The sequence below is a fragment of the Nostoc sp. PA-18-2419 genome (assembly GCF_005869855.1).
In the GTDB taxonomy this organism is placed as follows: Bacteria; Cyanobacteriota; Cyanobacteriia; order Cyanobacteriales; family Nostocaceae; genus Nostoc.
On the sequence record NZ_SZNH01000037.1, the window covers coordinates 34,304 to 54,599 of the forward strand.

Consider the following 20,296-nt stretch of genomic DNA (forward strand, 5'->3'; position numbering starts at 1 on the left):
CAAGGACGCTCCTAACTTAATCTGAGTTCGATAGATTCTTCACAACCCCTTTGCAAATCTCTAAAAGAAGCGGGCTTAAATACACTTATTATTTGCTAAGCTGTTCCACATTTAAAAAAGTATATATAGCAGGAGGCAGGAGATAGAAGGCAGAAGGTAAAAACCTTACTATTCCTGAGATTAACGCTTGTCATTATGTCCTAATCTACACTGGGAACTGCTATATTTTTGTGTTGGCTGTTCATCGGTGACGGTTGACTATTAACACTCAGCTCTCAAGAACCTCAACTTCTTTACGAGTTTGGCTAATCACTTATTACAAAAATTTTTATATCAGAGTCTCAGCCCTGATGGCACGCCTTCAACTGAATATAATATAGACTTACCTATCAGCGACTTGGCTACAACGCCGTACCTGAAATTTCAAGCAATAGTGAAGATTTCCACCAGTGGTGTGTTTGTACAAGTGTATGGACTTGCCAATTTGAATCTGGTTGAGGATAGTCTAAACGATAGTGTCCGCCCCGGCTTTCGGTTCTAAAAGCCGCACTTTTGAGAATTAAATTAGCTACATCTAATAAATTGCGGGTTTCTGCCCAAAGTCGCAATTGCGCTTCAACATCTGGGAGGTCAAAACTAGCTGGTTCTGCTGGACGTAAAGCTAGCAAAAATTGAGTTAAAGGTAAGGCAGCGAAATCTTGCTGCCAAGATTCTACAGTAGCGATCGCAGTTTCTAACCCTGACTGTTCCCGGCAAATACCAGCATGTTGCCACACTAAACGCGGTAACTTTTCCCTAAGTGTTTCTAAATGTGCTTGCTGAGTCTGCCACTCGCTGGCATCAGCCGTAAATTTCCGCAATGGTAGTACTGGTGTTTCTAAGGGTAGCCCAATGTCTGCCAACTCAATATTAGCCATCTGGGCACCGAACACAATACATTCTAGTAGAGAATTACTCGCAAGGCGATTGGCTCCATGTACTCCGGTACTGGCAGTTTCACCGACTGCGTATAAACCGGGAATATTAGTGCGATTCATTAAATCTGCAACAATCCCACCCATCCAGTAATGCGCAGCAGGGGCTACAGGAATTGGTTCATTGAAGACATCAATACCCCAATGCTGACAAACTTTGATGATGTTAGGAAAGCGGTGACGAATCTTGTCGGCGGGAATGGGGCGCATATCTAACCACACATGGGCAGTGGCCAGATCCAAGGCAGTACGTTGTAAATGGCTAAAAATCGCTCTACTGACTATATCTCTGGGCGCGAGTTCACCAGCTGGGTGGTAGTCAAAGGCAAAACGCCGCCCTTGGTTATCGATTAGGTGTGCCCCCTCGCCGCGTACAGCTTCGCTAATCAAAAAGCGATCTGCACCCGGTTTAGTAAGCGCAGTGGGATGAAATTGGACAAATTCTAAATCGCACAGGATAGCCCCAGCCCGAGATGCGATCGCTACGCCATCACCTGTACTCACAGCCGGGTTTGTGGTTTGGGCAAATACCTGACCCCCGCCACCAGTTGCTAATACCACAGCACCAGCTCTTACCCATGTGATTTTACCTTGATAAAACAGACTAATTCCTTGACAGTGATGACTTTGGGGTTCAATCCACAAACTCAAAGCCAAAGCTTGCTGAATGACTTGAATATTTTGGCGGCGCAGAACTTGGGCGGTGAGGGTTGTGGTAACTTCTCGTCCTGTGGTGTCGGCGGCGTGGAGAACGCGGTGGCGAGAATGGGCGGCTTCCAAAGTTAAAGCCAAAGCTTGACCGTGACGGTCAAAAGCAACCCCCAAGTTAACTAAAGACTGAATGCAGCTAGGGGCATGTTCAGCGAGAAATTCCACAGCAGCGCGATCGCATAAACCTGCACCTGCCCGGATTGTATCTTCAATGTGCAGCTTTGGAGAATCTTCTGGGGCAACCGCTGCGGCAATACCACCTTGTGCCCAATCACTAGCAGACAAAGCCACAGTTTCTTTGGTAATCAACCCGACTCGCAAGGACTCTGGTAGACACAGCGCTGTATAAAGTCCAGCGGCTCCAGCGCCGACTACTAAAACATCAAATTGGCTTGGAATATCTATTTGAGGCAAGGTTAAGGGGAGGGGGAAATGGGGGATGAGGGAGTAGGGAAAGATGAGGAAGTAGGGGAAATAAAGAAGAAAATAAATACTACCTCATCCTCCTTATTTCTAATAGAATATCCCACTCTTTAGAATCAGGAGTGGGCTACTATTTGCTACATTAGCTGCAATATGCAGTTATCTGTAGATACCGTTGTTAAACCGATCATCTCCCTCAATGAAGGCAGACTCTGGTTCTGTGACGGTGAAGTGATCGAAGTTGGTTTGCAGGGTTTGTTTTTGGCGATCGCTCAATCCTTGAATATTTAATACATCGTCTATGCTTTGGTAGGGAGCATTTTTAATGATCAGCTTTGCAAGGGTGGGATAAAGCCCTGGATACTGTTGAAAAGCTCGGACATTGGTATTATTCAAATCAATTTTTTTACCGAATTCCGTTGCTAACTTCTTGTCTGCCCTATTCTGCCGCTCAATTGCCAGAACTGGAACTTGGGGAAAAGCAAAGCTGTTGAAACTAGCAGCTTGGGCTATCTGAGTTGTTCCCAGCCATCCCCAACAACCAAGTAACAAGCTAAACACTGTTAATAAACGCATCAATCCTTTCACGATTTTTTTACCTCTTTTCATCAAACAGAAATAAAAGTTTTAAGCTAACATCTGTCAGTGGTCATTAGTCACTTGTACTGAGCGAACGCGAGTGCGTCTCGTAGAGAAGCCGCTAATGCGTCTACGTTAGAGGACAAAGGACAAAACCTGATAGCTTAATCAACACAGCAGTCATCAGAAACTAATATACAGCGTATTAATATCCACAATATTTACTGTTACTGGGTTTGACTGTAATTTTGCTAAAATTTTTTTACTGGTAAGAGTGCCTGCTCTAATGGCAACACCCTTGCATCTATAAATTACGGTATCATTCCTAGGCTAAACTAAATCTTTTCGGGGCGGCTGATTCTAGTTCCCAGGCGGATACGAGGTTCTAGGATGTCTAATACCGTAAATTCTAGTAAAGGTGGTTTTATGCTGGGGAATAATTATTGTAATATTTCTTAATTTAGAAATTATCTACAGCATCATAACTGATGTGCCGTAGATTCGTTTAGAAAAAGTTTTGTTATTTTCACGCAGCGATCGCCGCTAGCAAAAATAAGCTGTCTACTAAAATTGTGCTTATAACCGCACCACCAAAGGCATACCAGTGTCTTTGGGTTCGGCCTAAAGATAAAATTCCCACTGTTAGCAGCACTAGGGCAAGAATTATTGCCCAAGCTTGTCCCCAAGGTGTTTCTACCTGTATTAAAGCATTTTGTAAAATTTGTGACGTAGTATTTGCATCTGCTATCATGATTTGCCGCCAATAAGGCAGCAAATCTACAATATAAAAATATACATCTGTTAAAACTGTACCGAATAGAGAACCTAAATAAAACCAGCTACCTACCTTTCCCCAATTCCTTGCCAAACACCAACAAGCAAATGGTAAACCGATAGACTCCACTGGTAGATGCCATAAAGGTTCCCAACGTAACCAACCCCAGTAAATTGCTCCTGCTAACCAACTCCAACTAAACCCAAAGAGCAAATCTCCCCAGAGATATGTTGCAGGACGTGACATTAATCTAAAACTTAGCCACACCCAAAATCCTGTCAGCGCTAAACTCAAACTTGGTAGCGATCGCACTATTGGTGCTTCTATAAATACGGGCACTGATACCAAAAATACCGCCACCACAAATACTAGCCATGTTTGTCGAGTAGAGATAAATAAAGCCAAAGAAGGAGAAGACGAAAGTGTAGACTCCAATTGCACGATATCTCTATGCTTAGTTACAGATACATCCAACTCTGTATCAGTACAATTAGTAGCAGTGATATAAGAGGACAATGTATTATTAATCAAAATTTTTAATATTTGTTACTAAACTTTATTTTACTTAAAATATCATAAATCAAAATCCCCTTGGGGGGCATTTTTATTTTACCTGGATTTTATGTAGGTTGGATGTCGCCCGGAAGAACTGATGACAACAACGTAAAGTTGGATAATTCACAAAAGTATGTATATTTAGGAGTCTCAATTAATGGTGACAAATTCGCTATTCCCCCAACTGCTACATGTGGGAGGGGAGCATCTAGCTGTAGCTTCCAGTCCAGTTAACTTAATAGAGCAACTGTTTCAAGCATTTATTCTAGGCATTGTTCAAGGAATCACAGAATTTTTGCCGATTAGTAGTACAGCTCATCTGCAAGTGTTCACTCAGGCTTTTCACTGGGAAACACTCGGATCGAAAGCTTTTCTAGCAACAATTCAATTTGGCAGTGTGATTGCAGTCTTAATCTATTTTTGGACAGATATTACCCTGATATTGACAGGAGGCTGGAAAGCTATTCGTCAAAAAGACTGGCAGCGAGAAGAATGGAAATTATTAGTGGGGATAGCAATAGGAACCTTGCCTGCTTTAGTCGGGGGATTTATCCTTAAAAAAGCACTAAACGACGAAAATTCAACGATTAATAGTATGACTACCATCGCCATCGCTTCAATCGTGATGGCGCTTTTACTAGGTACAGCTGAAAAATTAGGCAGTCGCAAACGAGATTTTAACTCTGTAACAATTGTTGATGGATTGCTAATCGGGCTAGGGCAAATGTTAGCTTTAGTACCGGGTGTATCGCGTTCTGGCTCAACCTTAACAACTGGATTATTTTTGGGGCTAGAGAGGCAAACAGCAGCGAGATTTTCCTTTCTATTAGGAATTCCCACCTTAACAATTGCTACTTTATATGAATTTTTTAAAGAGGCGCTGGGAAAAATTGACTTAGTAGTGGTATTAGTAGGAACTCTATCAGCGTTTGTATTTTCATATATATCGATCGCCTGGTTGTTGCGATATCTTCAAACTAAAAACACTTGGATATTTGTGTGGTATCGCTTGGGATTTGGGGCGGTAATCCTGGGTGCGATCGCTAGAGGATTTTTGCAAAATAGTTAATAGTCCTTTGTCATTAGTCCTTCGTCCAAAGCAAATGACTAATGACCAATGACCAAGCGCAAAGTCTGAGCGGAGGTTTCCTCCGATCATAACTTTGTAAGAATGACCAATGACTAATGACTAATGACCAATGACTACCATTCAACCTGCCTGCATTACCAGAGTATTACCTGATTCCATAGCCGCAGAGATTGGCTTTGAAGCGGGGGATGCGATCGTTGCTATTAATGGTACGCGTCCCCGCGATTTAATTGATTATCAATTTTTATGTGCTGATGAAGTCTTGGAACTAGAAGTTTTAGACGCTGTTGGTAAAACCCATCACATTGAAATCGAAAAAGACTATGACCAAGACTTGGGGCTAGAATTTGCAACTGCCTTATTTGATGGCTTAATTCAGTGCAATAACCACTGTCCCTTTTGCTTTATCGACCAACAACCACCAGGTAAGCGTTCTAGTTTGTATTTAAAAGATGACGATTACCGCCTGAGCTTTTTGTACGGCTCTTATCTGACTCTCACCAATCTACCAGAAAGAGAATGGCGACGCATTGAACAAATGCGTTTGTCTCCGTTATATGTTTCCGTTCATGCCACGGAGGCGGATGTAAGAATTAGATTGCTAAAAAATCCGCGTGCAGGACAAATTTTGCAACAACTTAAGTGGTTTCAACAAAGGCGACTCCAAATTCATGCCCAAGTCGTTGTTTGTCCTGGCATAAATGATGGCGAACATCTCGAACAAACTCTCAAAGATTTAGCCTCCTTTCATACTAGTGAAGTGCCTACAGTGGCATCAGTGGCGGTTGTACCAGTTGGATTGACACGATTTCGTCCCCAAGAAGATAAACTTATACCTGTAACTAGGGAAAAAGCTAAAGAAGTGATTTCCCAAGTCAAAATGCTTTCGCAACAATTTCGCCAGCAATTCGACTCTAGCGTTGCTTGGTTAGCCGATGAGTGGTTTTTGATTGCAGGCGAGGAATTACCAAGCGAATCTGAATATGAAGAATATCCCCAAATTGATAACGGTGTTGGTTCGATTCAATTATTTCTCAAACAATTTGCTACCGCTGCGGCAGAATTATTACCAGTAAAAATCTATCCTCAAAGAAAACTTACTTGGGTAGTAGGTAATACTGTAGAAAAAGCATTTCAACCGATTTTGAAGCGTTTAAATTTGGTTGAAGGTTTAGAAGTCAATATGCGTGCTTTATCTAGTGATTACTGGGGACAAGATATTAGTGTTACAGGATTACTAACTGGTCATGACTTGCTTTTGAATTTAGCAGGGCAAGATTTAGGTGATGGTATTTTGCTACCAAAAGTCATGTTAAAGCATGGTGAATTAGTATTTTTAGATGATATGGGTGTTGCAGATTTAGCAAGTAAATTAAAGACAAATATCTTACCAGTAGCAGGGGTGGAAGATTTAATTAATACTTGTATTGCTTAGCTGATTTTTGTTAGATTCTTAGCATATACAATTTAACAAGATTCTGGAACCTGGAACTTTTATTATTTAGTATTTTAGAAAATTAATTAAGCAAAATTAAGACTTACTAATTGTGGTAACAGGAGTTGTAAATTTTCAGTTGATTGTATTCTCACTACCCAATAATCACTGGAAATATCGATTAAAAATTATTGGAAGTTTAGCTGTGGCGATTGCCATTAGTTACCTTTAAATATTTGTATAATTTTTTTATTTTTATTAATTAAATACTGTTTTTTCTGAGTGTTAAAATAACGACAAAAAGCTTTACTTTAGCAGGTAATTATTCAAAGTATTAACTCTCTATTTGGTATCGTTCCAGGTAGTAATAGTAAGTAGCTCAACCTAATTAAACTGTAAAATGTCATTACGAGAAAAACGGAGTGTAGAGAAGCGGCTTCCCGTACCCCTACTGTTAAGCAAGGCTGGGCGTACTGTCTCGTTGGCGCAGCCCAAGGTAGAGAAGAGAAGGGTAGCTAAGTAATCGCAAAGATTATATCTGACGTTTTTCAAGGTTTAGCTACTTATTACTTTTTTAAATTCCAACGAACAAAAGCAAATAACTCTAACAAAAATAACATTCTTAATTTTAGAGTTTAGTGAAAATTATCTGCAATTACACAAGCACCTATGAGAATTTATAAATGAAAATAATTATAAACAGTTAGTTAAGAACAGAATTAAATTTACAATGCAATAGCTGACTATTTATGTGTAATCGCCTGTGAAAATTTGAATATCTAGCTTGGCATTTTTGATGATGATTGAGCCACTAGATTAATTAGCCAGATTCGCTAAGTAGCTTTACTAATAGTCTATTATGTCTTGAATGAATTATGATTAATAAATAAATTAATTATTAAGTAAGGAGTAAAGGGTGAAGCATCAGCAAAACCGAAAATATCTAAAATTAGAAATAAAAAAAACTAGAAAACTATTGATTTTTGGGTTAGAAATTTTAATTTTAAATTTATTTAGTATTTTACCAGTAAAGGCGGTAACAGAAGAACCTGTATTGAGCGTAGTGTATAGCCAAGAAAATGCAAATCAATGGACAGGGATAACCGATCGCCTACAAACAGCTGGGGTGAAATATTGTGTAATTCCTCTAGATAATGTCAGAAATGTGGCGGATTGGGGCGATCGCCGGATATTATTTTTGCCAAATCTAGAGACATTAAACCCAACCCAAGCGATTGCCCTAGAAGAATGGATGAGTAAGGGAGGGCGCTTAATTGCTACCGGCCCGATGGGTAGTTTGTCAGCTCCAGGAGTGCGCCAGTTATTGCGATCGCTCTTGGGAGGTTACTGGGGATTTAGCCTCAGTGATACACAAGAAATCAAACCTGCAAAAACCAAAATCCCAGGATGGACAAATCAAGCTGAACTCTTTGGCAAAGTGCGTGGTGGTGTTGTAATTCCCAATGATGTGGGCGCTCAATCTCCTGCCACTTGGAATTCCCAAGATAATCCTGCGGCAGTAGTTACAACCGAACGTTCCACATTTTTGGGCTGGCGCTGGGGAACAAATACAGCCTCAGCAGCAGAGTTAGATAGTGCTTGGTTAAAATCTAGCGTCAATTACTATTTGATGGCACTAGCACCATCAAATCGGATGAAAAAAATAGAAGGAGCTTCTCAAACCTGCTCTACCACTGTGGCGGCAGTAGGGGGGCAGGGGGGCAGGGGGGACTCGGGGTCCCCTCTGGGGATAGGGGGGAGAGAGGGGCAGAGGGGCAGTTCATCTTTCTCATCTGCCTCATCTCCGTCCCCCATTCCTCCAAAAACTGCCACTGCTCCCCAACCGAGGCCGCTTCCTGTAGTTAAACCGCCAACTTCCCAAGAGGCCATTGACCAATTAGAACAAGCAGTGCGTCTAGATATTGTACCCAACTCGAATGAGCCGATTAATCAAAACGAAGCGATCGCTCTCCAGCAGGAGTTAGAAAATCTGATTGGTCGGGTAGAAAGCGCCAATTTAGCGGCAGTCTCAGCTAATGCTGCTAATCTTGGAGAAGTTTCTGGAGATTTGGGGAGTGTAGATGTCCAGTCTGTCAAACAGGAAACACAATTAGCTTCTACCAGACCAGGGGCATTAGTTAACAGCAAAGAGCAAGCCTTAGCACAGGCGAAAGTAATTGTTAAAAACTTACCCCAATTGATTGCCCAAAAAAACTACGCTTTGGCTCGTCAGCAGTGGCTAGTTGCAAAGAAAATTTTGTGGCAGCAGTTTCCTGTAGATCGAAGGCTAGCTCAGCCAGAAATCCGGGCTATTTGGTTAGACCGAGGGACGATTGTCCGGGCTGGTAGTAAGGCAGGACTAGCTCAGGTTTTTGACCGACTGGCAGCAACCGGGATTAATACTGTCTTTTTTGAAACTGTGAATGCTGGCTATACAATTTATCCTAGCCAAGTTGCCAAAGAACAAAACCCATTKATTCGCGGTTGGGACCCTTTAGCAGATGCAGTCAAACTAGCCCATGAGCGGAATATGGAATTACACGCTTGGGTTTGGACTTTTGCGGCTGGTAACCAACGTCACAATGAGATTATCAACGTTAATCTTAATTACCCAGGGCCAGTACTGGCAGTTCATCCCGATTGGGCAAACTACGATAACCTGGGCAACATGATTCCTATTGGTCAGACTAAGCCATTCTTAGACCCAGCTAACCCGGAAGTGCGCCAGTATTTGCTCAAACTCTACACAGAAATCGTCACTCGCTATGATGTGGATGGCCTACAGCTAGATTACATTCGTTATCCCTTCCAAGACCCACTTGCAGGTCGAACCTACGGTTATGGTAAAGCTGCAAGAGTGCAGTTTCAGCAACTAACTGGTGTAGATCCAGTAAGTATTTCTCCCAGCCAGCCAGAACTGTGGCAAAAATGGACAACATTTCGTACCGAACAAGTTGATAGCTTTGTTGCTCAAGTATCACAGCAGTTGCGACAAAAGCGAGCAAATTTAATTTTATCGGTTGCAGTCTTTCCGCTACCACAAATGGAGCGGATTCAAAAAATTCAACAAAACTGGGAAACTTGGGCAAGGCGAGGGGATGTAGATTTAATCGTTCCCATGACTTATGCTTTGGATACATCGCGCTTTCAACGACTGGCTCAACCTTGGATTGCCTCTAAACAATTAGGAGCCACCTTATTAGTACCAGGAATTCGCTTACTTTCTTTGCCAACAATTGGGGCATTCGACCAACTCCAATTAGTCAGAGATTTGCCGGTTAGCGGTTATGCACTCTTTGCCGCAGATAATTTTAACAACGAGCTAGAAAAACTTTTTATTAGCACCCAAGGTAGAGTTCAATCTACAGCAAATGAACCTATTCCTGAGCGTCAGCCTTTTCAAAGTGCTGCAATTCGTTATGCAGCGCTACAACGGGAATGGAAATTTGTTTTGCAAAACGATGGACTACCAATGCCTGCTCAAACGATTTCAGATTTTAACAACCAAGCAGAAGTTTTACGTATTGCTTTAAATCAGCTTGCCACCGCGCCTTCTGGTAGTAAACTACTAGTAGCGAAAGCCTCCTTGACTCGCTTTGAGTCTCAATTTCGAGTATTGATGAAGCAACAACTCAAGTCAAATTTTTATCAAGTCAAAGTCTGGGAAAATCGTCTTGCAACTATAGAAAGGCTATTGCGTTACGGCGAAAGGCGGATAGAGTTGCGTTAGTAGCAATGAGAAAACTTAAGAGTGGGGGAGAAAAGTTTTCTCCTCTGCACCCTTAGAGCCGATGAATTCCATGCTCAATTCACAACTAAGTAGAAACTACTTTGTATTTCTTCACTACTTTTCCAGTGTTTATACTTCAAAGATTACTAATTATTTAACGTCAAAATATTAGAAAATACTAAGTGAGCGGCTTTAGATAACTATCGTTTGATAATAGCTATAGTAATAATCTATGCAAGCTTTATCTCAGTTTGTCGGACTAGAAAGCTTAGAGTCAATAATTGACTGTTTGCTGCTAATGATTATCAGATGCGATCGCTTTGATGGCAACACAGAGCAAAAGTGTCTTGGTAGGCTCTTGTTCGCAGTTAGTCGAGTACTTGACAAAGCACGATCTTGTACAGCTTATGGGTTCGGTTGACTAAATTTTCTGTGATTATATCATTAAATAATCAAATATAAATAGAGGTTAATTATGCCAAAAATTTTAATAATTGAAGATGAAGAATCAGTTAGAGAAAATATTTTAGATTTATTAGAAGCTGAAGATTTTGAAACTCTTGGTGCTGCCAATGGCAAAATCGGGGTACATTTAGCTATTTCTGAAGTTCCCGATTTAATTTTGTGTGACATGATGATGCCAGAACTTGACGGTTATGGCGTGCTAACAGCATTACGTCAAGACGCAATGACAGCAACAATTCCCTTCATTTTTCTTACTGCTAAATCTGCCAAATCAGACTTTCGTCGAGGCATGGATATGGGTGCAGACGACTATATAACTAAGCCATTCACTCGGACTGAGTTATTAAGTGCCATCATGAACAGATTGGAAAAGCATACTACTTTAAAAAGATATTTTTCTTTGCTAACTGCAATTGACAACTTGTCTCCGAAAATGCAGTTATTACAAATTAGCTTACATCAGACAATTAAACAAAAAAAATTTCAAGAGTTTGAGATTTATTATCAACCAATAGTGGATATTGCTTCTGGAAAAATAGTAGCTGCTGAAAGTTTGTTGCGCTGGCAAAGTCCAGAATTGGGAATAATTTATCCTACAGAATTTATTCCCTTAGCTGAGTCTACAGGTTTAATTATTCCGATTGGTAAATGGGTATTAAAAAGAGTTTGTGAACAAATTAAAAATTGGCGTAATCTGGGAATTTACTCATTAAATATTGCTGTAAATTTATCAGTTATTGAATTTAATCAAAAAAATTTTATTCAAGAGATAATTAATTTTATTGAAACCAATGATTTGCAAGCAGAGTGTCTAGAATTAGAAATTACAGAAAGCATGATTCTGCAAGATGTAAATAGTGCAGTTGCTACTATGAACAAATTACGAACTTTGGGTGTAAAAATAGCGATAGATGATTTTGGCACAGGTTATTCTTCTCTAATTTATCTGAAAAGTTTACCAATTAATACTTTAAAAATCGACCGTTATTTTATCCATAATGTTGCCACTGATCCTCAAAAATCAGCGATTACCAAGGCATTAATTCAAATGGCTCATAACCTCAACCTAAATGTAGTTGCTGAAGGTGTAGAGACAGAAGCAGAACTAGCTTTTTTGCGCCAACACAAGTGTAATTTTATGCAAGGTTTTTTATTTAGTCGTCCGTTACCAGCAGCCGAATTTGAAAATTTTTTGTTGACCAATAAATGTTTATATGTATAAAGAGTGGGATTGAGGACTGAGTAAAGTATGCCTAAATATTTATTTTTTACTCCTTACTCCCTAATATTTCTAATAAAAATCGGACTTTAGACTGGCGACAATTCTTGAGTCGCAAGTCTAAATTAGAAAATTATGTCTAGTGTTTACTGCCATGAAAGCTCCTGCGCGTTTCTTGCTGCCAGTTTTTTTACTCACCTTAGTAGCATGTAACCAGACTCGCGCTGACTCAGATAATTTTCCACCGCAAACATCTGTACCTAATGCAGAACTAGCACAAAATCCTACACAGTCGAAAAATACTATCCGGACTGAAGTATTTTCACCTAAACCTATCCGAATCAATCTTAAGAACTTACCAGCACCTTTCGCAACAGAAAGTGCCTCCAAGCGACCTGACGTTGTACCAATTCCGCAAGACCCAGTGCTACGCGTACCACCAGGGTTTACAGTTAACGTTTTTGCCGAAGGTCTAGATGCTCCACGGTGGCTTGCTTTGACCCCCAGTGGTGATGTACTGGTCACTGAAACTGGGCAAAACCGCATTCGTTTATTGCGTGACAGCAACGGCGACGGTGTAGCCGATGTTAAAGAAACCTTTGCTAATAGGGACAACGGACTCAATCGACCCTTTGGCATGGCTTTTGCAGGTGATTCCTTCTTTCTTGGGAACACAGATGCTGTGTTACGTTTTCCCTATACTCCAAATCAAAACCGGATTACAGGCAAGGGACAAAAAATTGCTGACTTACCCGCTCAAGGTTATAACAATCATTGGACGCGTAATGTTGTTGTCTCACCTAATGGAAATAAATTATATGTTTCAATTGGTTCGGGAACCAACGTGGCTGAAGAATCCTCACCACGGGCTTCGGTGCAGGTAATGAATTTGGATGGTTCCCAGCAAAAGACCTTCGCTTCTGGTTTGCGTAATCCTGTTGGTTTAGACTTTCATCCTGTAACTAAAGAACTTTACACTACTGTCAACGAACGGGATGGAATCGGTGATGATTTGGTGCCAGATTATTTTACACGCATTCGACAGGGAGAATTCTATGGCTGGCCTTATGCTTACCTGACGCCAAAAAACCTCGATCCGCGTCAAAAAAATAAAGACCAAAGTAAACGCCCCGACTTAGCAGCCCGTACTAAAACGCCTGATGTGCTTTTTCAAGCCCACTCGGCAGCATTGGGTTTGCAGTTTTATGATGGTAAAACATTTCCCCAAAAATATCGTAACGGTGCTTTTGCTGCTTTTCGTGGTTCTTGGAACCGCGATCGCGGTACTGGTTACAAAGTTGTGTTTGTTCCCTTTGATGCAAAAGGACGACCCCAAGGCTACTATGAAGATTTTCTGACCGGATTTTTGCTCAATCCTTCTGTACCAACTACTTGGGGACGACCCGTGGGTTTAGTTGTGTTGCCAGACGGCAGTCTATTAGTCACAGAAGAAGCCAATAACCGGATTTATCGGATTCAGTATACAGGAGAGTGAACAATTCTAAATTCCAAATTTCAGTCGGCAAATGAACTAACTGGGGTAAATTTACAACAGTTACAAATCAACAGAAATATAGTGACCATCTGCTTATCCACTTTCATCTTCTTTACGGTAGATTTTTGAAAAATATTAATAATCATTGAGTTGAGAAATTAGTTATGGCTATGAATGAAAATAATACTCAATCAAATATTAATGAAGCGTCTTCACATTCAGGTACGCGATATTGGGGTAATGTGGAGGTGATTGAGGAAGGAAAAACCTATAGAATTAGTCGCATTGAAATTAAGCCCAGGCACAGCATTAAACCGCAAATTCATTATCATCGTAATGAACATTGGGTTGTAGTTTCAGGTGTAGCAAAAGTAACTTGTGGAGACCAGGAAACACTACTAAATCGCAACCAGTCAACTTATGTTCCTGCTGCAACACTGCATAAGGTAGAAAATCCAGGTCATATTCCGTTAGTGATTTTGGAAATTCAAAATGGTGAATATTTGGGTGAGGACGACACAGAACGCCCCTACGATCTAAATTTGATTAAGTCTGTAGGTGATAGTGACTAAAGAATGAGGGGGATGTGGTTCGACTTCTCTACGAGACGGTACGCAAACGCTCACCAACAGGGAAATGACGGAGTGTAGGGAGTATAGGGAGATTATAAAAAAGTTTCCCATCCCGACCACTCCTGTAACACTCCTTGTTTGGCTTATGGCCAAATCAAAACCACCCTTCTTGTTCAAGAGTTTCAATCAACTGCAAGCCACGGGGATCGCCTACTCCTAAGAGTGAGGCTTTGGCGTCTTCCCGTACTCCCAAATCTTGGTCTTCGGCAAAAGCTTGAATTAGAGCATCGATCGCTGTAGCATAAACTACGTTAGAAGGCAGTTCGCGGCACAGTTGACCAATTGCCCAAGCGCAGTTGCTCCGTACTGCTGCAACTGGATCTTGGACTAAAGCTTCTATTAATGGCGGTATTGCCCCAATAATTGCTTCATAACTCACTTGTGCCATTTGTGCTAAGGCACTAGCAGCCCACAAACGCACTGCGGAAATGTCAGTTCTTAAGGCATCTGCTAGGGGTGCTAAAGAACGGCGATCGCGACAGTTTCCTAAAGCCCAAACAATGCCTTTACGCACATAGCCATTCCAATCCCGCTCCAATTGAGCGATTAACGGACTTACCGCCTCAGAACTCGGATTGCGTCCGATGCCATAAGCTGCACTCACCCGAATTAAAGGACAGGTATCAGTTAACAAACGAATCAGATGGGGAGTAGCGCGAGCATCTTCAAGATCGCAAAAAGCACGCGCCGCTAACATTCGTTGCTGGGGCTGGGGATTATTTAGCAGGGCTAACATTACTTCTGGATCGGGCTTGGGCACTTCTGAGGAAGCAGTTAGCGGCTCTATCTTATCTAAGGGGCTTTCTAGCTCCTGTGTATCAAGTAGGCTTAGATCGTCTTCGTCATACATAATTTCATTTCAATCCCTTTTGGGGATTAAGATATAATCCCCCGCGCCAATCAGTTAATGCCTTATATATATCAGTTGCGTTATTGTACATCCCTTGTCCGTCGTTGACTTCGATCCAAACGAGAACCGCCATAACAAAAGACGCTAAAGTATTTTATCGCTATTCTCTAATTTATTTTTCTGCACTCAGGAATTTTACCATCCATAGCGATTGGGTTTGATAACCTAACCGATCGTAAAGATTTAATGCAGGCTTGTTTGATTGAAAAACTTGTAAGCCGATTTGGCGATCGCCCCTTTGAATAGCCCAATTTTCCACATATTGCATCAAGGCCGTACCAATACCTCGCCGCCGATATTCTGGTGCAACATAGAGGACAAATATATGAGCATGACGGTTACCCTGTACTTGATCTATAGCATTGCCTACCCAGACGCAGGCGATGGGGGAATGGGGAAATGAGGGAGATGAGGAAGAATTTACTTCCCCTGCTCCCCATCTCCCCTGCTCCTGATCTTCATCTACCCACCACAAGGGGGTGTCACTGGAGAAGTATTGCCTAACTGTTTGTTCTAAGTGGGAAAAATCCTGATTAGGAAAAATATCTTGGTAAGTCCGCTGCATAAATTTCAGCAGCAGCGCCCGATCCAAAGTTGAGCCACGGCGAATAAAATACCCAGTTAGTAATTGCTCAGACACTTGTGACGTTGATTGACTTAGTTAGCTGAGTTTTGTACTGCTGGTGGTATATCACTAGCAGTAGGTTGAGAATTTATGCCCACCTCTTCAATTGGTGCTGGTGCTGCCATATCGGAGGGTAAAAAGATCCGAGCGCTGACTGCTACTAGAGCAAACACAAATACCAAAACTACAAGCAGTGGGGCAATGTATTGACGGAAAATAGCCATATTTTAATTGCAGATAAGTAGGTCGGTGTGAATATTTATCGTTGGGATGAGGCAGGAGGGAAGAGGGTTTAAGTCTATTTAATTTTTCTTAACATAGTTTTGTTTTTCCAGACTATTCTACTTAGTTAACAGCTTTTATGAGAACCTAGCTGAAGATTTGTAAAGTATTCTTGGTTTATTTTAGCGATTTTCTAGATATGGGGAATGGGGCATTGGGAATAGTGATACCAATTCGTAATGACGCTCGTTCCGACGCTCCTCCGTCGCTAACGCTTCGCTATCGCTACCGCTTCGAAGACAGTAATTCGTAATTAAGAAAGTCTGATTTAATCTCGGTTCCTGAGTTTGGATCTGTATGATTATTTTTGGAAAATGGTATGACTGTTAACTTTGGAAATGTTGACTGATGACTGTTGAGTGTTGAGCCTCACCGGAGACTCCGAAAGCTCCGGTTAGGAATTATTTTCTTTGTCGCCATCTCCCTATCCCCTCATCTCCCTGTGCTTTTCTGCTTCCAATCTCCCCATCTTTCCAGTCCCCACTACTATTGTCCGCGCTCTAGGTCATCAAGCACTCTCTCGCAATACCAATTTTCTGGCATCCCTGGATAAGTCTGTTTTGCCTGTTCAATTAACCTTTCGGCAGCAGCGGTATCACCAGATAACCTCGCAATTAACCTGTTTTTGAGATAGCTATCAGATACATCCTCTTGTGGTTGGTTTGGTATTGTGCGATTAGGTGATAATGATGGGCGAGACTGCTCTCTCCGCAATTGCCAAAATAAAACGTAATACAGTGTGCCAAAAATTAAAATTAGGCTGAGTGTTCCCAAAAAAGTTAGGAGGTTAAATGCTAGAAATCCCAGAACTAACTGTGAGAGAACATACCCAAGTAATAAACCAGTGAGTAAGAGAATAAATGTGCCGACAGCAATAACTACTTGATTCCCCATATATCCTCGTCTTCATTCTCTAATCCTGGTCTGGATAATACTACCACTGGCTTCGGATTCCAAGGTGCAAAGAATGGCAATAATAATAATCCCGGTAAAGCAGCTATCGCTGTCAGTAGAAAGAATATAGACCAGCCCGTAGTTTGTGCCCATGTACCTGCTGGAGCCGTGAGAATATCTCTACTAAAAGCCTGTAAACTGGAAAGCAAGGCGTACTGTGTAGCTGAAAAGCTTTGGTTACAAAGACTCATCAAAAATGCGACAAAAGCAGCTGTTTCTAAACCTGCACAGAATTGTTCTATATTAACGGCAGCTAACATTAGATAAAAGTTTTTACCTACTACTGCTAACGCAAAGAAAGCCAAGTTACCAAGAGCTTGCATGATGGCGAATATCCAGAGCGATCGATTAACACCAATTTTGGTCATGACTGCTCCTGCTGCCAAAGTGCCAACAATAGTGGCGAAAATTCCTAATGCACCAGGAAATGCGATATCGGTTTGAGTGAAATGTAAACCTTTATCTAACAAAAATGGGGTAGATACATTCTTTAGTAAAGAGTCCCCCAACTTGTAGATTACAATGAATATCAGGATTAAAAGTCCTTGTAGCCAGCCATGACGCTGAAAAAATTCAATAAAAGGTAATTTAACTGCGGCAGATAAAGTCTGAGGCGGACGATCGCGTTGAGCTGGTTCTGGTGCAAAAATAGAAGTTATTAGTCCTACGAGCATCAACAGCGACATCAACAAGTAAACAGCTTGCCAAGGCATTCTGTCTGCCAAAAATAGGGTGACATAACCGGTTACAAGAATGGCAATGCGATAACCCAATAAGTAAATAGATGCTCCAGCACCTGTTTCTTCTACTTCCACTACATCAGTGCGGTAAGCATCAACTAAAATGTCTTGGCTAGCGCTCAAAAAGGCAACGGCCACAGTAGCAATTATTAAAGGTTGTAGCCCTTGGGATGGGTGTTGTAGAGCCATGACAGCTATACTTAATAGTAATGCTACTTGTGTAATTACCAGCCAACCTCGACGCCGCCCCAAAAAAGGCGGTACAAATCTATCTAATAAAGGCGACCAGAGAAATTTTAAAGAATAAGGCAGCTTGACTAAACTAAAAGCGGCGATCGCTGCCAAGCTGATTCCTTCTTTAGTCAACCATGCTTGTAATGTTTGACTGGTTAAATATAACGGCAACCCTGATGAAAAGCCTAGAAATAATAAAGCTCCCATCTTCGGGCTGCCAAAAATTTGTAGCAGCGAATTATTTACTTGCACAATCTTGAAGATTCCTTTTTATTTAATTGAATTGGAGTTATCTTGCCATAACTACTATCTAATTTCCTGTAAGCACACAAATCTGCTAAGATTTACTTTATTTAAAATACATATCAGCAATACTTTAACAGTGTGATTATTCCTTAATTTTCCTTAATTGAATAAACCTGATGTGCCCTGATTTCTACCCCGTGGGCAGCAAGGCATTTTTCCCAACCCTCACGAGTGCCAATGTCGCTTTTGTCTTTGAGCAGCCCTAATTCTTGTTCTTGTTGGGTGAGTTTAGCAAATTCTTCATAGCATGGGTAGTTGCTGGTAACAAATGTTTCCTTACGGTGTAAAATTGGCGGATTTGCCCTATTTTCGTAGTCTCGATGAGTTATAAAGAGGGTTTTTAAATCAATACTGATACTGGCTTTTAATGCTGGATGCGGATCGGTGTCGAATTTCGGGTAAGACAGATAGGATATTTGCGGCTTATCTGTGTGATATTTGATTAATGTGGCTTCATCGACACGCCCAATGGTACGGCTAGCGCAGCCTTCACAAATTCGGAGTATGGGGTCAAGTGCAGCAAGTGCCGAAACATGAACGTAGAGGGCAGCGCGCGTATGTTTACCAATTTTGCTTTTTTCGCAAGCAGTTTGAATCACCCCAGATTTGCCTAAGCTGAAAAGCTTTTGGTCAGCTACTTGACAAGCTTCTTCATAGCTACTAAAAAAGGCTTTAATATCGTGACGCATTTCTGGCGCTAGCTTTTGCCATGCAGGACGTTTATCAAAGTGGGTGAGAGCGAGATAAACTTGGATATCGAGAGAACGACGGTAAGCGATCGCATCCCATTCTGCTTCGTCGGTAGCTTGTAAAACTACCCCAAAGGCGCGGCGAAAGTTACCAAATTCGCTTAGTAATTCCTGTTCATTTTCCAATTCGCCTTTGGCAGGTAGTCTACCGCGTTTGGTAAAAAAAGCCATTAATGGTTGCAGTTGTTCTTGATAGTCTTCAAACCGCTTAATGGGGATGCGGACTCGCGGTGTAGAAGTTGCAGAAAAGAAGCGGATAGCTTTGTAACTTTCTTTTTCAGCTTCATCTCGAAAAACAAAGTAGACACCTAGTGCTATCGGTACTGCATCGACATTTAGCACCTCATCAATATAAGTTTTGAGTTCTTCTTGTTGGTAATATTTCTGAAAAGTATTGCGGCGCGTCACAATGCCATCATTGTAAGCAAGTTGGGTTTTGCTGGGAGCGTTAATCAGAATTTGAGCCGCGACAATTAAAACTTTCCCGGTGAGTTCCCAGGCTTGGCGGAGGCTTTGACGGCGTTCTTCTGAGTCTTCAATGACGTTGAGGACGTAACCCAAATTGACCACATCGGCTCTGGTACGTGGTACATCAGGATGGTAGTAAGGGTCCCAGCCTGCACTGGTATAGCCTAAGTTCTTTACTCGCTGGACATCACCACCATAGCCGCAACCGTAATCAAAAAAAGTGGTATCTTGATTCAGGATTGCCCATTCTATTGCCAATCGCACGGGGCGAGATAAATCAGTACGAGCGATCGCAGCTCTATGACGCTCGATTTCTAGCGCTTCAGGCATAATACTAATTCGTAATTCGTAATTCGTAATTCGTAATTAAGACACCCAGCAGCTAATATTCTTTCAAGGTTTAATGGCCAGTTCAATTAAATCTTCAATTTTCTTGATATTTGGATCGCCTGCTAAATAGCCAATACCGCGATGCAAATGTAAGCGAAATTGGGTGGCGAGGGTTTCTTTATCGGTGGGATAACCGTCGTTGTGACAGCGTTGCTTGAGGGCGAGGAGGAGAATATCAGACATTTCGCCGCCAAAGACGCGCCAAGTCATTTCGACGTTGCTATCCTGGGGAATTGGGACAGGTGAGGGTGCGGTTACTTCTGCTAGGGAACGACAAAATGCCCAACGACATAGGATATTCCATTGGTCGATTTTGGTGCTGCGTCTGAGTTTGGTAAGTTGGTCTTTGGCTGTTTGGGATAGTTTTATTCTTTCGATGGGGAATTCCATAATCTTCCTAAAAATTTTTATTCATTATTTATAGAGATAATTTCTGTTTTGATATCTAAATCACTAGCCGTTAAAGCTAATTGTTCATTCATATATTTGACATTAATAAATTTATCTATAATTTGCTTCTTTTCTTGCACTTTTCTTGTAATAATTTTTAATATC

The 20,296-nt window shown here is 41.4% G+C and carries 17 protein-coding genes; 7 read left to right on the forward strand and 10 right to left on the reverse strand.

Annotated features, from left to right (window positions below; all coding sequences use genetic code 11):
- Window positions 1-401 precede the first annotated feature (401 nt).
- The 3 genes from nadB to FCR06_RS26585 all read right to left on the reverse strand — a co-directional run bounded on the left by nadB (window position 402) and on the right by FCR06_RS26585 (window position 3,993).
- Window positions 402-2,099, reverse strand: a complete 1,698-nt coding sequence (nadB, locus tag FCR06_RS26575; RefSeq protein WP_138505112.1) for an L-aspartate oxidase — start codon at window positions 2,097-2,099, stop codon at window positions 402-404.
- Window positions 2,100-2,267: 168 nt separating this feature from the next.
- A complete protein-coding gene (gene psbU / locus FCR06_RS26580) occupies window positions 2,268-2,696 on the reverse strand; it encodes a photosystem II complex extrinsic protein PsbU (protein WP_138505114.1) in 429 nt (142 codons plus the stop codon).
- A 517-nt stretch (window positions 2,697-3,213) separates the two neighbouring features.
- Window positions 3,214-3,993 carry a DUF3120 domain-containing protein gene (locus FCR06_RS26585; RefSeq protein WP_138505116.1) on the reverse strand — a complete coding sequence of 260 codons (780 nt, stop codon included), beginning with the start codon at window positions 3,991-3,993 and terminating at the stop codon, window positions 3,214-3,216.
- Between the two features lie 181 nt (window positions 3,994-4,174).
- Between FCR06_RS26585 and FCR06_RS26590 the strand changes: the two genes are divergently transcribed.
- The 7 genes from FCR06_RS26590 to FCR06_RS26620 all read left to right on the forward strand — a co-directional run bounded on the left by FCR06_RS26590 (window position 4,175) and on the right by FCR06_RS26620 (window position 14,023).
- Entirely contained in the window at window positions 4,175-5,086 is a 912-nt protein-coding gene (locus tag FCR06_RS26590; protein ID WP_138505118.1) for an undecaprenyl-diphosphate phosphatase, read from the forward strand.
- A 130-nt stretch (window positions 5,087-5,216) separates the two neighbouring features.
- On the forward strand, window positions 5,217-6,542 hold the full coding sequence (locus FCR06_RS26595) for a TIGR03279 family radical SAM protein (protein ID WP_138505120.1): 1,326 nt from the start codon (window positions 5,217-5,219) through the stop codon (window positions 6,540-6,542).
- A gap of 916 nt (window positions 6,543-7,458) precedes the next feature.
- The gene (locus FCR06_RS26600; protein ID WP_138505122.1) at window positions 7,459-10,272 is read left to right on the forward strand and encodes a family 10 glycosylhydrolase; all 2,814 of its coding nucleotides are present in this window, start codon (window positions 7,459-7,461) and stop codon (window positions 10,270-10,272) included.
- Window positions 10,273-10,504: 232 nt separating this feature from the next.
- Window positions 10,505-10,693, forward strand: a complete 189-nt coding sequence (locus FCR06_RS26605; RefSeq protein ID WP_138505124.1) for a hypothetical protein — start codon at window positions 10,505-10,507, stop codon at window positions 10,691-10,693.
- 54 nt (window positions 10,694-10,747) lie between these two features.
- A complete protein-coding gene (locus FCR06_RS26610) occupies window positions 10,748-11,959 on the forward strand; it encodes an EAL domain-containing response regulator (protein ID WP_138505126.1) in 1,212 nt (403 codons plus the stop codon).
- Between the two features lie 151 nt (window positions 11,960-12,110).
- Window positions 12,111-13,451, forward strand: coding sequence for a PQQ-dependent sugar dehydrogenase (locus tag FCR06_RS26615; RefSeq protein WP_138505128.1), 1,341 nt, complete (start codon window positions 12,111-12,113; stop codon window positions 13,449-13,451).
- A gap of 164 nt (window positions 13,452-13,615) precedes the next feature.
- Window positions 13,616-14,023 carry a phosphomannose isomerase type II C-terminal cupin domain gene (locus tag FCR06_RS26620; RefSeq protein WP_138505130.1) on the forward strand — a complete coding sequence of 136 codons (408 nt, stop codon included), beginning with the start codon at window positions 13,616-13,618 and terminating at the stop codon, window positions 14,021-14,023.
- Window positions 14,024-14,177: 154 nt separating this feature from the next.
- On the opposite strand, the gene FCR06_RS26625 is transcribed toward FCR06_RS26620, so the two are convergent.
- The 7 genes from FCR06_RS26625 to dndE form a co-directional block, all read right to left on the reverse strand.
- On the reverse strand, window positions 14,178-14,933 hold the full coding sequence (locus FCR06_RS26625) for a HEAT repeat domain-containing protein (RefSeq protein WP_138505132.1): 756 nt from the start codon (window positions 14,931-14,933) through the stop codon (window positions 14,178-14,180).
- Window positions 14,934-15,105: 172 nt separating this feature from the next.
- Window positions 15,106-15,633 carry a GNAT family N-acetyltransferase gene (locus FCR06_RS26630; protein WP_138505134.1) on the reverse strand — a complete coding sequence of 176 codons (528 nt, stop codon included), beginning with the start codon at window positions 15,631-15,633 and terminating at the stop codon, window positions 15,106-15,108.
- Window positions 15,634-15,650: 17 nt separating this feature from the next.
- Window positions 15,651-15,842: a hypothetical protein gene (locus tag FCR06_RS26635; RefSeq protein WP_138505136.1), complete on the reverse strand. Its 192-nt coding sequence runs from the start codon at window positions 15,840-15,842 to the stop codon at window positions 15,651-15,653.
- Between the two features lie 544 nt (window positions 15,843-16,386).
- Window positions 16,387-16,794 (reverse strand): ABC transporter permease, encoded by a 408-nt coding sequence (locus FCR06_RS26640; RefSeq protein WP_138505137.1) that lies wholly within the window; start codon window positions 16,792-16,794, stop codon window positions 16,387-16,389.
- Entirely contained in the window at window positions 16,779-18,080 is a 1,302-nt protein-coding gene (locus FCR06_RS26645) for an AmpG family muropeptide MFS transporter (RefSeq protein WP_138505139.1), read from the reverse strand. Before FCR06_RS26645 ends, FCR06_RS26640 begins: the two co-directional genes overlap by 16 nt.
- A 143-nt stretch (window positions 18,081-18,223) precedes the next feature.
- Window positions 18,224-19,681, reverse strand: a complete 1,458-nt coding sequence (locus FCR06_RS26650) for a DNA phosphorothioation-associated putative methyltransferase (protein WP_138505141.1) — start codon at window positions 19,679-19,681, stop codon at window positions 18,224-18,226.
- A gap of 63 nt (window positions 19,682-19,744) precedes the next feature.
- A complete protein-coding gene (gene dndE, locus FCR06_RS26655; RefSeq protein ID WP_138505143.1) occupies window positions 19,745-20,131 on the reverse strand; it encodes a DNA sulfur modification protein DndE in 387 nt (128 codons plus the stop codon).
- Window positions 20,132-20,296: the final 165 nt, after the last annotated feature.